We start from the raw sequence: 14,878 nt of genomic DNA, 5'->3' as shown, positions 1-14,878 counted from the left end.
GGTTTTAAGCGCTGGGCAATAAGTTGTGACTGCAATTGAGTTTGGTAAGTCGGTAGATGCGCTTGGGCTTGATAGAAGCCATGTATAGATTATTGGCCGTATTCTGAGCTTTCTAAGCAAGATGTCTGAAGGTAAAACTAAAGGGATGTTGTTAAGTTAGGGCTGTCACCAAGTGATGCTTGGATCGGCGCTATTCCCTTTTGAGTTAACGTTTAGTAGAGAATGCATTTCAGTGAGAATGAATATCGATAAGAAGGCAGCAAAGACAACCATGAATCGATCCCGCCTTGTGGATCGCAAGCTCATCCTGTTCCTCGGTCTGGGCCTCAATGGGGCAATAACGAAGAGATCATATAGTTAAATGATGGCCATGCGCCATAGATACTAAAGGAGCAGTTAGATCGGTCATGTTGGATCTGCCTAATTTTCCTTATGGTTTCTTTTTGTGGCTAGATTTGCGACGTATCATCCATCGGATCAATTTGCTCTTACGTTGGCTACGCAATTGTTCGTGATTCATCTGAATACGCAGATGTCATAAAAATGTCGTAAATCACCGTGCCCAATTGCGACGCAACAAGCTGGAGAACCGGCTGAAGTCTGCACCAACGACGCGCTTATAGCTGCAACGACCACCAAAAAACAGGGCCCAGATCACGCTCTCTACGCCACGGCATGTAACCTAGGCCGTTGGGCTCGTCAGAATTCGGATTTTTTTGCGTATGGCGGCGGGAATGTGATGTCGCAACCACGACAGGGTTTCATCCTGACGCGGCACTGGCGGGATACGCCAGATGGCACGGAGATCAGCTTCTGGTTGGCCACCGATGAAGGAGCTCGGCAGGTGCGCGTGCCGCATCAGCATTCGGTTGCCTTCATTCCGGAGGAGCAGCGGGGGCGCGTCGAGGCGTTGTTGCGTGGTGAGCGTGACGCCGAGCTGCGGCTGCTGGCCTTGCATGATTTCCGCCATCGTCCGGTGATGGGGCTGTACTGCCGCTCCTATCGTCGCCTGTTGGACTGCACGCGGCTACTGCGCGATGCTGGGGTGGATGTCTATGAGGCTGATATCCGCCCGCCCGAGCGCTATCTGATGGAGCGCTTCATCACCGCGCCGGTGTGCTTCGCTGGCGTGCCCGCGGCTGGCGGTGCCCAGATCGATGCGCAGCTCAGGCCGGCGCCGGACTATCGGCCGGCACTCAGGCTGGTTTCGCTGGATATCGAAACCAATGCCCGCGGCGATCTCTATTCAATCGCATTGCAAGGCTGTGACCAGCGCCAGGTCTATATGCTGGGGCCGGCGAGCGAGCAGGGGGACGCGCTGGATTTCCCGCTCGATTACTGCCAGACCCGCGCCGAGCTGCTGGAGCGGTTGAACGCCTGGTTTGCCGAGCATGATCCGGATGCGATCATCGGCTGGAACCTGGTGCAGTTCGATCTGCGCGTGTTGCACGATCACTCGAAACGTTTGCAGGTACCCCTGCGTCTCGGTCGTGGCGGTGCGCAGATGGAGTGGCGCGAGCATGGCGGTCGCGCCAGGCATTATTTCGCCGCGGCAGCGGGACGGCTGATCATCGACGGTATCGAGGCACTGCGTTCGGCTACCTGGAGTTTTCCTTCGTTCAGCCTCGAGAACGTCGCCCAGACCCTGCTGGGCGAAGGCAAGGCGATCGACAATCCCTACCAGCGTATGGCGGAAATCGACCGGATGTTCGCCGAGGACAAGCCGGCACTGGCGCGCTACAACCTCAAGGACTGTGAGCTGGTAACGCGGATCTTCGCCCGTACCGAGCTGCTGACCTTCCTCCTGGAGCGCTCCACCGTGACTGGTCTGGCCGCCGATCGCAGCGGCGGATCGGTGGCGGCATTCGAGCACCTGTACCTGCCGCTGATGCACCGCCAGGGGTTCGTCGCGCCCAACCTCGGCGAGCGCCAGGCCGAAGCCAGCCCGGGTGGGTTCGTAATGGATTCGCAGCCGGGGCTCTACGAGTCGGTGCTGGTGCTCGATTACAAGAGCCTGTACCCGTCGATCATCCGCACCTTTCTCATCGATCCGGTGGGGTTGATCGAGGGGCTCCGTCAACCGGCCGACGACGACTCGGTGTCGGGCTTTCGCGGGGCGCGTTTCTCGCGGACCCGGCACTGCCTGCCGGCGATCGTCGAGCGGGTGTGGGAAGGCCGCGAGACGGCGAAGCGCGAGCACAACAAGCCATTGTCGCAGGCCTTGAAGATCATCATGAACGCTTTCTACGGCGTGCTCGGTTCCAGCGGCTGCCGCTTCTTCGATCCGAGGCTGGCGTCGTCGATCACCCTGCGCGGTCACGAAATCATGCGTCGCACGCGGGAATTGATCGAGGCCCAGGGGCATGTGGTGATCTACGGCGATACCGATTCCACGTTCGTCTGGCTGCGCAAGGCGCATTCGGATGACGAGGCGGCGCTGATCGGGCGTCAGCTGGTCCAGCACATCAATGATTGGTGGCGAGAGCGTCTGCAGGCCGAGTACGGACTGGCCAGTGCGCTGGAATTGCAGTACGAAACGCACTTCCGGCGCTTCCTGATGCCTACCATTCGCGGCGCCGAGGAGGGTAGCAAGAAGCGCTATGCCGGCCTTGTCACCCGGCCGGATGGCAGCGACGGGATGGTGTTCAAGGGGCTGGAAACCGTGCGTACCGACTGGTCGCCGCTGGCCCAGGGCTTTCAGCAGGAGTTATACCGGCGTATTTTCCATCGCCAGCCGCACCGGGACTACGTGCGCGACTACGTTCGGCGCACGCTGGCCGGCGAGCTCGACGAGCTGCTGATCTACCGCAAGCGCCTGCGTCGCCGGCTGGATGACTACCAGCGCAACGTCCCGCCACATGTGCGGGCGGCGCGCCTGGCCGACGACTACAACGACCGTCACGGTCGGCCACGGCAGTACCAGAACGGTGGCTGGATCAGCTACCTGATCACAGTTACCGGCCCCGAGCCGCTGGAAACCCGCTCGTCGCCCATCGACTACGACCACTATGTGACGCGTCAGCTACAGCCGGTGGCCGACGCGATACTGCCATTCGTGGGCGATGACTTCGCCTCGCTGGTCGACGGGCAGCTCGGCTTGTTCTGAGTTCGCCGGCTCGTGGCATCTGTCTAGCGCCGGGCAGGTCATATGTCAGGCAACATTCACTGGAGTGCCGACATGTACCTGATTCAGTTGCTGCTACCGCTCTACGACATCGATCAGCAGGCGCTGCCGAAGTCGTCTTTCCGTGCTGTGCGTGATGAGCTCATCGAGCGTTTCGGTGGCCTGACCACCTATTCGCGAGCCCCAGCGAGTGGCTATTGGCTGGAAGAGGGTGACAACGCGGTTCATGACGAGTTGGTGGTCTACGAGGTCATGGCCGATAAGCTGGACAGGGGCTGGTGGGCAGATTATCGCGCCGAGCTGGAGCGCCGGTTTCGGCAGGAGAGCCTGGTGATCCGGGCACACGCTCTGACACTGCTGTAGGCGCTGCCGTGAAGAGCGATGGCCGGCGGACCCGGCCATCATCGTTGGTCACTTGCGAACCCAGTTGCCGTTGAGCTGGATGATCTGCCCGGCCGGGGTCTTCTCGATGGCTTTCTTGCCGGCGATGGCTTCCACGTCGCTGACGCTGATGCCGTTCTGCTTGGCCACGCGGTGGTATTCGGCGCGGCGCGCCTGGTTGATCTGGCTGGCGATCTCCTCGACGTTCCCGCCGGAGCGAACCACGCCAAGGTAACCGTCGGGTTTCTCGCCAAGCAGGCCGCTGGCCTTGGCCTCGCCCAGTGCGGACATGGCTTGGTTGAGTGTCATCGCCGCGACGGGCAGGGCCAGCATGAATGCCAGCAGGAGACTGGCCAGTTTCGAATAGGTTTTCATCGTCTTCCTCAGAACAGTCCGCTGTCTTGGTTGATGATCGAGTCGAGCTGCTTGTCCACCCGGATGTAAATCTCGTGTTCGATCTTCACGTTCAGGTTGATGTTGATCGGCTCGTTCGGTACGGCCAGTTCGACCCGTGGCGTACAGGCGCTGGCGAGCAGGACCAGTAGCACGATGCTCAGCGATTGGCGCAACCGCATGGCGGCTTCTCCTGTGTCGACGCGCGGCTGCATGGCCTCATTGAAGGCGCTCCTGCACCCGCCGCTGGATGGTTTCGCTTACCCGGTCGCTGAGCTGCAAGCTGGTCAAAAGCGCCGGAATGTCCTCTTCCAGGTTGATCGAAAAATTGATCGGTCGTCCGCCTTCCAGTGCCGGATTGCGGCCATTGAGGCGAAGCCCGAGGTTCAGCTTGCCGCGCTCATCATAACGGACGTCACTGCTCAGCAGATCATAATGAAAGTCGTGCAGGGCTTCGGTGACGAGCTTCATTGCCGGGTTCGACTGGCCGAGAGCTTCGATCTTCGGTGAACGAAAGCGCAGCACGCCGGGTTCGCGTGCGGCGAGCTGGCCCTGGTTCACGCTCAGCCCCCGGGCGCTGCGCTGAATGTCGAAACGCCCATCCAGGATACCGTCGCCACTGAGTCCTTCGGTCGGATAGGCCTTCAGCAGTTCGTCCAGTTGCAGTCCCTGCAGGCGCGCGCTGAGCTTCTGGCTCGGCGCGCTCAGGTCGATTTCCGATGGTTGCAGCCAGAACCGTCCTCCGAATATTTCGGTTTCAGCGGCTATCCAGCTGACGCGGCCGCGAGTCGGCTGCTCGATATTCGCCTGGTACTGCCCCTGCAGCCGCAGCGGACCGATTGTGAATCCGGGGTTGAGTTGGGCCAGCCGGACTTCGGCGAGATCCACCTGCAGTCGGTTGCGTTCCAGGTTTGCGGCAAGTTGTGCATCCAGGCCGGCCAGCTCTGCACGGTCGAAGATGCCGGCCAGGCCGCGGGCTTCCAGCGTGAGCCTGGCCGATACGACGTTGGCGTCTTCAGGCAGCGTCAGGTTGCCGCTACCCTGCAGGCGCCCGCTGTTCAGTTCGAGCGATGCAGGCCATGCCGTGAGGCTGCCGGCCAAGGGGTTTCCGGCACGCAGAAAGATCTCCTGCAGTTTGCCGTTCACCTGCAGCGGGCCGCTCCAGCGCTTGTCCAGGTCCAGGTCCAGCGCGAGCCCGGCGTCGTTGCTCAAAGGGCCGGAACCACTGGCGTGCGTGGCGTCCGCGTCCAGCTCGGCGCTCCAGCGCCAGCCCTGGGCGAGCAATTGAGGATGCGCCAGGCGACCCAGGCGCAAGGCCGCCTTGCCCCGGGCGCGCCAGAAGGTGGGGCGCATTCGATGATGTTCGACTTGCAGGTGCAGCGGCTCAGGCAGGTCGACACGCAGCTGGCTGGCGGCAAGCTCGCCGCTGCTCGCCCTGGCCAGGGCGATGTGCGAGGACTCGAGAAGCTGCAGCTCGATGCGCTCCAGGTCGATCTGCCCGGAGAAGCCCAGCTCCGCATCCAGGCCCTGCAGCGACAAGCCGTCCAACTGCAGTTCGCTGCCTTGCAACTGCAGCTGCGCCTGTTCGATACCCAGCGCATAGGGCGGTGTGGTGGTCAGTTGCAGGCGTGCCAGCAGGGTCAGCGTACTGTCGCCCTCGGCATCCAGTTTGAGCTGGACCGGCAGGTGCCCGGGGGATCGCTCGGCATCGATAGGCTCGATGCCGATGTGCAGCTGTGTGGGGTGCAGTTGCGTTGGCACGCTGGCGAGCAGTGTGGGCGCGGGTTTCAGCTTGAGAGCGGCGTTCAGCTCGGACGGCAGCCAAACGCCGTTTCGGCCATGCGCAGCGAGATCGAACTCGCCTTGCAACTCGCCAAGCCCGATCACTGGCCAGGGCACCGGCAGGAGCGCGGAGAGGCGCAGCTCGCCGGTCGAGTCGCGCCAGTCGAAGGTCGCCTCCTGCACGGGCGGCCAGGACAGCGCCCAACCGGCGCCGAGGCGCATGTCGCTGGGCATATCCGGCAGCGCCGGTGACGCGCGGTTCGACCACTCGGCAAGCCAGTCCAGTAGCCAGGGCGCTTCAGGCAGGCTACCCATGGAAAGTGTCCCGCTCCACTGCAGGGCGTCTGCGCTGCTGTCGAGCCGGCTGCGCGTTTCCATGCGCGGCTGTCCGTCGATCAGCAGCGTCGCTTCGACCAGGCTGCCTGCGACATCGGGTCGCTGCGCGGCGATGATCAGAGATAGCTGGTGCTCGTTGCGGTTCAGGTCCAGGCGGCCGTCGAGGGGGAGCAGCGAGTCACCGGCATGGCGCAGCTGAAGGGCGCCCCGTTCGTCGCAATGCCCGCTCGCGCAAGGGAGCGTTAGCTGCAGGTCGGCTATGTTCAACTGCTGCGGCAACCACGCGATCGATTGCCGATAGCTGTCAAGGACTGGCGGCGAAGGTTGCCTTTCCGCCTTTTGCGGAAGGGACTGCACGTTAAGCTCGAGCCGGGCAACGTGCAACGAACGGGCAGGTAATGGTCGCAATAAGCCGGAAAGCTGTAGAGAAGCATCATCGGCTTGCAGGGTCAGATGCAGGCCTTCCGTGGTGGCTTGTTCATAGCTCAGTAGCCGTACGGATAGGCCCGAAGGAGACAGGCGCAGGCCGTCCCAGTCGAGCCGCACGATACCCTGCTCGCGTTTGAATGCGGTCCACTGCTGCCAGGCGAATCCGCTGCCGAGCAGCAATACGGCCAGCACCGCCGAGCACAGTCGAAGCAGGATTCTTGACGGTTTCGTCATTGCCGCGTCCCGGAAGGAGGAGGGCGACAGCATAACCGCAGGAGCGGCGCGCTGAGGCTGCTCCAGCGCGGTGCGAGGCCGACAGCAAGATGTCAGCGGAGTTTCAGACCGGGCGGCCCTAAGCCTTGATCCATGCCGCCTGGAGCACCGTGCGCTGAACTTGTGCACATTTGCAAAACGCGTCTGTCAAGCGCTTATGACAAACTGTCGCAAATGCCCGGAATCCATAGAACGTTAATAACCAATTGAAAAATAAGCGATTTTTTCGCTGGTGAAAAAAGCGTCAGTTTAAGCGCAGCCCCCATGAGACGCGGGATCGAAGGATTTGTCTGCTGCTTGTCCACTGACTTATCCACAGCTTCTGTGGATTAATGAATGTTGTGATTCAGATCTAATTTTTTAGATTTTGACAAGACTTTAACTCTCCGAAAAAAGGAGTAGAGTGCGCGACCTTATTCATCCAGCCCCCCTGATGTGCATGAGAACGCGTACTTCTGCTCCTGCTTCCCCGACGACTACCGCTACCGCGTCACGCTTGCCGCTGCGTATGGCGCTGTGGCTGCTCGACAGCCAGCACCTGGGCCGTAGCCAGGGCGTCAAGCGGATTGCCGGGCGTATGCTCAAGCAGCCTGCGCGCGAAGGGGTGGTGGAAGCGCAGAGTCGCCTGGGCCGGTTGTTGTGCTGCGAGTGCGATAGCCAGCGGGATCGCCGGATCGGTTTCGAGCTGCTGCGCCAGGCGGCGCGTGCTGGCGATTGCCAGGCCCAGCTGGAGCTGGGTCGACTCTACTGCCGGGCTGACCATGCCGAGCCGGCCAAGGCACGCCAATGGCTCGAGCTGGCGGCGGCACAGGGGTCGCAGGAAGCGCTGCGCTTCCTGCGCCGGGTCACGGGCTGATCGGCTCGCCTGACCGCCTACCTGCGGCTCGTTATACTGCCCGGCAATTTCGCCGGAGCCCCTCATGTCCTTTGATCCTCTTCATCTATTGGTCGGCCTGGCGCTTGGCCTGGTCGCCCTGGTCGCCCTGAGCCTGTACCTGCAGCGGCGGCTGGCCGCGGGCAATGCCGAGCGCGCCGCACTCGATGAGCGGCTCCGGCAGGCCGCACTCGCTCAGGAAGGCCTGAACGCACGGCTGGATGGTTGTCGGGTCGAGCTCGCCGAGCTGAATGGCATCAAGTCGAACCAGCAGGCCGAGCTGGCGGCATTGCGCCGCGAGAGCGAGCTGTTGCGTGCCCAGCGGGGTGAGGATGTCGAAAGCATCGCCGATCTGCAGGCCGAGCGTGATGCTCAGCAGGGCGAGTTGCGGCGCTTGAGCGCTGCGCATGCCGCGCTGGACGCCGAACTGCGCGAGCAGCACAGTGCCCACCAGCAGCGCCTGGCCGATCTCCAGGCGGCGCGAGATGAACTGCGGGCGCAGTTCGCCGAACTCGCCGGCAAGATATTCGATGAACGCGAGCAACGCTTCAGCGAGTCCAGTCATGAGCGGCTGGGGCAGTTGCTCGAGCCGCTGAAGGAGCGCATCCAGTCCTTCGAAAAGCGCGTCGAGGAAAGCTACCAGAACGAGGCGCGCGAGCGGTTTTCCCTGGCGCGCGAGCTGGAGCGGCTGCAGCAGCTGAACCAGCGCCTGGGCGACGAAGCGACCAACCTGACACGGGCACTGCAAGGGCAGAAGACGCAGGGTAACTGGGGCGAGCTGGTGCTCGAGCGGGTGCTGGAGCACGCCGGTTTAGAAAAGGGCCGTGAATACCATACCCAGGTCAGTCTGAAGAGCCCTGACGGCGAGCGCTTCCAGCCTGATGTGCTCATTCATCTGCCGGGCGACAAGCAGGTCGTGGTGGATGCCAAGGTCAGCCTGACCGCCTATCAGGCGTTGACCTGCGCCGAGGACGAGAGCAGCCGGGCATTGGCACTCAAGCAGCATGTTCAGTCGTTGCGCAGCCATCTGAAGGGGCTTTCGCTGAAGGACTACCAACGCCTCGAAGGTCTGCAGAGCCTGGACTTCGTGCTGCTGTTCGTTCCGATCGAAGCTGCCTTCGCGGCGGCGCTGCAAGCCGACCCTGAACTGTTCCAGGAGGCCTACGGCCGGCATATCGTGATCGTGAGCCCGACGACGCTGCTGGCCACGCTGAGGGTCATCGACAGTCTGTGGCGGCAGGAGCGGCAAAGCCAGAATGCGCGCGAAATAGCAGAAAAGGCCGGGGCGCTGTACGACAAGTTCGTGGCCTTCATCCAGGATCTCGACGAGATCGGCAGCCGCCTGCAGCAGCTTGATCGGGCCTATCTGTCGGCGCGCAACAAGCTCAGCGACGGGCGTGGCAATCTGGTGGGTCGTGCGGAGCAGTTGAAGTCGCTCGGGGCACGGGCCAGCAAGCGCCTGCCGGGCGACTGGCTGGAACGCGCCGGCGCCGAGGAGCTCGGCGAGACGGACGCCTGAGCGCCCGCGTTCAGCCCAGCAGCAGGATCGCGAGGGCAGTCAGCAGGCTGGCGAAGATGATCGGCAGGGTGCGTAGCGCCAGATCGCGCCCGCCAATCAGGGCGATCAGCATGGCCTTGACCAGGCTGTTGCTCAGCGCGGCGAACACGATGCCGCGTGCAGCCACTTCGTGGCTCATTCCGTCGCGCGCGTTGCTTGCCAGGGAAAGCGTAATGGCGTCGACGTCGGTCAGTCCCGCCAGCAGCGATACCAGGTAGATGCCGGTGTCGCCCAGCCAGCGCCGCGCGCCTTCGACCAGCAGCAGGATAAGCACCAGCAGCGCCGCGAAGCGTAGCGCCGGGGCCAGCTCGAAGGGGTTCCTCAGCAGTGGCTCGGCGGCGTCGTCAGGGGCTGCCGCCGCGCGCAGGTAGTAGAAGATGGCACCGGCGGCGTAGATGGCTCCGGCAGATGCCAGTGGCAGGACCAGTCCGGGCAACAGCGCAGGGTTGACCAGTCCTACTTCCAGCAGCACGCGCGGAAACATCAAGGCGGATGTGGCGAGCAGGCCGGCAGCGAGTGCGGCACGCAGATTCGGCGCGTTCAGCCGGGCCAGGGTGATGGTCATGGCGGTGGACGAGACGATGCCGCCGAGCAGCGCGGTGACGAGCAGTCCGTGGCGGGTCCCGAGGACGCGTATCGCCACATAGGCGGCAAAGCCGATCCCGGTGATCAGCACCACCATCATCCAGGTCGTATAGGGATTGAGCGCCTGCCAGGGGCCGTAGCCCTGGTTCGGCAGCGTGGGTAGCAGGACGACCGAGATGAACAGCATCTTCAGCGCGCCGCCGAGCTCGGCTTCGCTGAGCTGCCTGAGGGCCTGGTGCAGTCGCGCCTTGAGGCTCAGCAGCAGCGCCACCACGATGGCGCAGGCGGCTGCCAGTTGCCGGCTTTCCGCCACGGCCAGGCTGCCTAGGACGAAGGTCAGCAGCAGGGCGACCTCGGTGGTCATGCCATGGTCGCCACTGCGGCGCGCGTCGATGACGTAGCCGACGATGACCAGCAGGGCGAGCATGCAGAACGTCGCTGCCCAGGCGAGTGCGCCGAGGTGGGTGACGCTGATTGCCGCAAGGCCACCGAGCAGGCCGGCAAGGCCGAAGGTGCGGATGCCGGCAACCAGTTCTTGGCCGGGACTTTCCCGGCCGCTCCAGCTGCGCTCGGTGCCGATCAGCAAGCCGACGGCCAGTGCCGTGGCGAGGTTCAGGAAAAGCTCGATTGTCATCGACCATCTCGCGGCTGTGTCTGCAGATGGCCATCAGTGTAACCGGCCCGACCGGGGGTGACTGTCCTCGCTGTCGGCAGGGCGTCTAGCGGTCCATTAGCCCCGCCGCGCCCGGCGGCGACCTCAGCGCAGGGGCAGGTGACGGCTCATCAGGGCGCGCAATGCGGCCGGTTTGACCGGCTTGGCGAGAAAATCCAGGCCACTTGCATGGATCGCCGTCACCAGTTCCGGGCGGCCATCGGCACTGATCACCACGCCGGGCACCGGCTCGCCCAGGCGCGTGCGTAGCCAGGCCATCAGCTCGGTGCCGGTCAGGCCTTCGTCCAGGTGATAGTCGACCAGTACCAGTTGTGGGCGAATGTCCTCGGCCAGCAGTTCCTCGCAATCGGTGCGGTTGCGAGCCGTCCACACCTGGCAGCCCCAGCGCGTGAGCAGGCTGTTCATGCCGACCAAAATGCTGTCTTCGTTGTCGATGCACAGTACCTGGGTGCCGGTGAGTGCGCTGTGTTGCGGTTCGCTCCGCTTGGCCGGCGCGCGCGGCAGGCTGAGCGCACGCGCGATTGGCACGCTGACGCTGAACACGCTGCCTTTGCCGGGCCAGGAACGGACCTCCAGCGGATGGCCGAGCACATGGCACAGGCCGTCGGCAATGGCCAGGCCCAGGCCCAGGCCTTTCTCCGCCCGGGTCTGATGGCTATCGAGCCGTTTGAACTCTTCGAAGATCACCCTCAGCTTGTCCTGCGGAATGCCCGGGCCGCGATCCCAGACTTCCAGGCGCAGCGACGAACCCTGCCGCCGAACGCCGAGTACCACCCGTCCCTTGGCGTAGCGGAAGGCATTGGTCAGGAAGTTCTGCAGCACCCGTCGCAACAGCCGAATGTCGCTGTCGACGCGCAGCTTGCTGCCGTGCACGCGCAGGGTGACGCCTTGCTCGCGTGCGAGCGCCGTGAACTCGGTGCTCAGGGTGTCGAACAGCGTGGCCAGCGGGAACGGGTTGCGATCCGGCGTGACCCGGCCGCTCTCCAGGCGCGAGATGTCCAGCAGGTCGGTAATCAGGTCTTCGGCCGAGCGCAGCGAGCTGTCCAGATGCTGCACCAGTTCCTGGGCCTCCGTGGGCAGGGCGCTCTGCTGATGCGACAGCGCCGCAGAGAACAGGCGCGCGGCATTGAGCGGCTGCATCAGGTCGTGGCTGACCGCAGCGAGGAAACGGGTCTTCGACTGGTTGGCCGCTTCCGCCGTGCTTTTGGCCTCGATCAGTGCCTGGTTGAGTTGCGACAGCTCCTGGGTACGTTCGCTGACGCGTTGCTCGAGGCCCTCGTTGGCGTCCTTCAGCGCCCGTTCGGCCTCGCGGTAGGCGGTGATGTCACTGAAACTCATGACGAAGCCGCCGCCGGGCATCGGATTGCCGATCAGTTCGACCACGCGGCCGTTGGGGAACAGCCGCTCGGAGGTGTGCGCGCGACCCTGGCGCATCCAGTACAGGCGCTTGGCCACGTGGGTATCCGGATCGCCCGGGCCGCATAGCCCACGCTCGGCGTTGTAGCGGATGATGTCGGCGATCGGGCGGCCGATGTAGACCAGCCCGTCCGGGTACTCGAACAGCTCGAGATAGCGATGGTTCCAGGCCACCAGTCGCAGCGACTGATCCACCACGCTGATGCCCTGGGTGATGTTCTCGATTGCGCCCTGCAACAGCGCACGGTTGAACTGCAGCACCTGCGAGGCTTCGCCGACGATACGCACCACGTCGTCGACCTGCATGTCGCGTCCTTCGAGTGCGGCCTTGACCACTGCCCGGGTTGACGAGGCGCCCAGTACACCGGCCAGCAGGCGTTCGGTGTGCGCTATCCACTGGCCGTCGGCCTGCAGCTTGGGCGAGAAGTCCTGGCCGTGGCGGCGGGCGAAGCGCTGGAAACTCTGCTCGGCCCGCTCGGCGCCGACGAAGCGAGAGGCCAGTACCAGCAGGTCCTCGACCCGTACGGCGAGCAGGCGGCGGCCGCCGGTCGGTGGGCTGATTTCCTGGCCGATGAAGCGGCTCGCCTGCCAGTGTTCCGCGACATGGGTCTGGCTCAGGATCGACACCCAGAAGAACAGCGTCGCATTGCCTACCAGCGAGAGCGTCACACCGAGGGTCAGCCCGCTGAGGCCGAAGCCCAGTCCGCCGTTGTACATCCAGCTCAGGCCGGGAAACATTTCCAGCGGCCAGCCCAGCACGGGCAGGATCAGGGTGTAGAACCAGATGGCGGCGCCGGCGGTCAGACCGGCGAATACGCCGCGCCGGTTGGCCTGTTTCCAGTACAGCGCGCCGACCATGGCCGGTGCCAGCTGGGTGATGGCGGCAAAGGCGATCTGGCCGATGGTGGCCAGCGAAGCCGTGGAGCCGAGCAGGCGATAGCTGACATAGGCCAGCAGCAGAATGAGCACGATGCTGAGCCGGCGTACCGAGAGCATCCAGTGGCGGAACGCCTCGAAGGGGCGTTCGGTTTCCTGGCGCCGCAGCAGCCAGGGCAGCAGTATGTCGTTGGACATCATGGTCGAAAGCGCCACGCTGGCGACGATCACCATGCCGGTTGCCGCCGATGCGCCGCCAATGAAGGCCAGTAGTGCAAGCCACGGGTGCAGTTCGGCCAGCGGCAGGCTGATGACGAAGGAGTCGGGCGTCACGCCTGCGGGCAGCAACATCTGGCCGGCCAGCGCAATGGGAATGACGAACACCGCCGCGAGCACCAGGTACAGCGGAAACACCCAGCGAGCCAGGCTGAAGTCGCGGGGCTCGATGTTCTCTACCACCGCGACGTGGAACTGCCGAGGCAGGCAGACGATCGCCATCATCGCCACGGTGGTTTGCACCAGCATCGACGCCCAGTTGATGTTCTCGCTCCAGAATTCCGCGAGCAGAGGCGAGTCGTGAGCCTGGTTGAACAGGTCGCCGAAGCCGTTGAACAGGCCGAACGTGACGAATGCGCCCACGGCGAGAAACGCCAGCAGCTTGACCAGCGATTCGAAGGCAATCGCCAGCACCATGCCGCGATGGTGCTCGGTGACATCCAGGTTGCGCGTGCCGAAGAGGATGGTGAACAACGCCAGGACGATCGAGACGATCAGGGCGGTGTCCCGCGTGCCGGTGCCGGCCACTTCGATGTTGGTGCCACTCAGCAGGTTCACCCCGAGCACGATGCCTTTGAGTTGCAGCGCGATATAGGGCAGCACGCCGACCAGGCAGATCAGGGTCACCACAACGGCGAGTACCTGCGACTTGCCGTAGCGCGCCGCGATGAAGTCGGCGATCGAGGTGATGTTCTCCTGCTTGCTGATCATGATCATCTTCTGGATCACGTGCGGGGCGAACAGCAGCAGCAGGATCGGGCCCAGGTAGATGGGCAGGAACGCCCACAGTTGCTCGGCGGACTGGCCAACGGCGCCGAAAAAGGTCCAGCTGGTGCAGTACACCGCCAGCGACAGGCTATACACCCAGGCCCGCAGGCGCGGCGACAACGAGTCGCGGGTGCGGTCACCATAGAAGGCGATGGCGAACAGGATGGCCATGTAGACGAGGGCGACCGCAGCGATCAGCCCGCCTGACAGCGTCATGCAAACTCCAGGGGCGTGGGTGGCGCCAGGCCGGCTTCGGTGGACAGGAACATGCACCGAAATTCAATCAGCCCTGGCGACTCGTTAATATGCTCGATCGGTGAAGTTTCGCAGTATTGGCGTGCCCCGTGTACGCGGTTGCTACCAAGGTCGCATGTGTCTAGGACGGGCTCGTCGGCAGCATCATCGCTCTGTTGGGCGCGCCGTCAGCGCCCTCCCGTTGTCAATTACAGGAGAATGTCATGCTCACGCCGCATCCGGTAACCCTGCAGCGCGGCGCGCTGCGCTTGGAACCGCTGATGGACGCGGATATCGCGGAGCTGGCTGCGCTGGCCGAACGCAATCGCGCGGAACTCACGTACATGAACGGACCGCTGCGCCCGGACTGGTATCGGCATGCGCTGGCCGAGCAGCGGGATGCCCGCGCGGTGGTCTTCAGCGTGCGGATCGCCGATCAGTTGGTCGGTACCACGCGCTTCGCCGACTTCATGCCGAGCCTGCCGGCTGCCGAGCTCGGCTGGACCTGGCTGGACCGGGCGCAGCACGGCAGCGGCCTGAATGCCTCGATCAAGTTTCTGCTGCTGCGTCACGCGTTCGAGGAGTGGCGACTGGTCCGCGTGCAGCTGAAGACTGCTGCCAGCAACCTGCGCTCGCAACGCGCCATCGAGAAGCTCGGCGCGCAGCGCGAGGGGCTGCTGCGCAATCACCGACGTCTGGCTGACGGACGTCTGGACGATACCGTCATCTACAGCATCACCGACCAGGATTGGCCTCAGCTCCGCCAACAGCTCTCTGCCGACTGACGGCGGCATGCGCGCTGCCGCACTGCGCATCGCCTGCCGCTTCGACTTCGGTTATCGTGCGGTGCTTTGCCGCACAGGCCGTTCCAGTCGATTGCCCGGCCGTCGACGTGATGGC

10 protein-coding genes are annotated in these 14,878 nt (G+C 63.9%); 5 read left to right on the top strand and 5 right to left on the bottom strand.

Annotated features, from left to right (window positions below):
• Positions 1 to 739 precede the first annotated feature (739 nt).
• Together B597_RS26220 and B597_RS26215 are read left to right on the top strand one after the other, a co-directional pair.
• Positions 740 to 3,106 (top strand): DNA polymerase II, encoded by a 2,367-nt coding sequence (locus tag B597_RS26220; protein WP_024161640.1) that lies wholly within the window; start codon positions 740 to 742, stop codon positions 3,104 to 3,106.
• Positions 3,107 to 3,178: 72 nt separating this feature from the next.
• Positions 3,179 to 3,487, top strand: coding sequence for a hypothetical protein (locus B597_RS26215; RefSeq protein ID WP_003292848.1), 309 nt, complete (start codon positions 3,179 to 3,181; stop codon positions 3,485 to 3,487).
• Positions 3,488 to 3,535: 48 nt separating this feature from the next.
• Here B597_RS26215 and B597_RS26210 read toward each other — a convergent pair whose 3' ends face one another.
• The 3 genes from B597_RS26210 to B597_RS26200 are packed head-to-tail and all read right to left on the bottom strand — an operon-like array spanning position 3,536 to position 6,679.
• Positions 3,536 to 3,880 carry a YdbL family probable chaperone protein gene (locus B597_RS26210; RefSeq protein WP_003292849.1) on the bottom strand — a complete coding sequence of 115 codons (345 nt, stop codon included), beginning with the start codon at positions 3,878 to 3,880 and terminating at the stop codon, positions 3,536 to 3,538.
• A gap of 8 nt (positions 3,881 to 3,888) precedes the next feature.
• Positions 3,889 to 4,080: a YnbE family lipoprotein gene (locus tag B597_RS26205; RefSeq protein ID WP_003292850.1), complete on the bottom strand. Its 192-nt coding sequence runs from the start codon at positions 4,078 to 4,080 to the stop codon at positions 3,889 to 3,891.
• 37 nt (positions 4,081 to 4,117) lie between these two features.
• The gene (locus B597_RS26200; protein ID WP_024161639.1) at positions 4,118 to 6,679 is read right to left on the bottom strand and encodes an intermembrane phospholipid transport YdbH family protein; all 2,562 of its coding nucleotides are present in this window, start codon (positions 6,677 to 6,679) and stop codon (positions 4,118 to 4,120) included.
• A 547-nt stretch (positions 6,680 to 7,226) separates the two neighbouring features.
• On the opposite strand from B597_RS26200, the gene B597_RS26195 reads away from it, so the two are divergent.
• Positions 7,227 to 7,574 (top strand): tetratricopeptide repeat protein, encoded by a 348-nt coding sequence (locus B597_RS26195; RefSeq protein ID WP_024161638.1) that lies wholly within the window; start codon positions 7,227 to 7,229, stop codon positions 7,572 to 7,574.
• A gap of 64 nt (positions 7,575 to 7,638) precedes the next feature.
• Positions 7,639 to 9,111: a DNA recombination protein RmuC gene (rmuC, locus tag B597_RS26190; protein WP_024161637.1), complete on the top strand. Its 1,473-nt coding sequence runs from the start codon at positions 7,639 to 7,641 to the stop codon at positions 9,109 to 9,111.
• A 10-nt stretch (positions 9,112 to 9,121) separates the two neighbouring features.
• Here the strand turns inward: rmuC and B597_RS26185 are convergent, their stop codons facing one another.
• Both B597_RS26185 and B597_RS26180 read right to left on the bottom strand, forming a co-directional pair.
• Positions 9,122 to 10,369 (bottom strand): MgtC/SapB family protein, encoded by a 1,248-nt coding sequence (locus B597_RS26185; RefSeq protein ID WP_003292853.1) that lies wholly within the window; start codon positions 10,367 to 10,369, stop codon positions 9,122 to 9,124.
• 123 nt (positions 10,370 to 10,492) lie between these two features.
• Positions 10,493 to 13,960 carry a hybrid sensor histidine kinase/response regulator gene (locus tag B597_RS26180; protein ID WP_003292854.1) on the bottom strand — a complete coding sequence of 1,156 codons (3,468 nt, stop codon included), beginning with the start codon at positions 13,958 to 13,960 and terminating at the stop codon, positions 10,493 to 10,495.
• A gap of 242 nt (positions 13,961 to 14,202) precedes the next feature.
• On the opposite strand from B597_RS26180, the gene B597_RS26175 reads away from it, so the two are divergent.
• A complete protein-coding gene (locus tag B597_RS26175) occupies positions 14,203 to 14,763 on the top strand; it encodes a GNAT family N-acetyltransferase (protein WP_003292855.1) in 561 nt (186 codons plus the stop codon).
• Positions 14,764 to 14,878: the final 115 nt, after the last annotated feature.

Origin of the sequence: Stutzerimonas stutzeri KOS6, from assembly GCF_000307775.2 — a bacterium.
Taxonomy (GTDB): domain Bacteria; phylum Pseudomonadota; class Gammaproteobacteria; order Pseudomonadales; family Pseudomonadaceae; genus Stutzerimonas; species Stutzerimonas stutzeri_B.
Note: the sequence above shows the minus strand (reverse complement) of the source record. Positions and strands in the feature narration are given on the sequence as shown.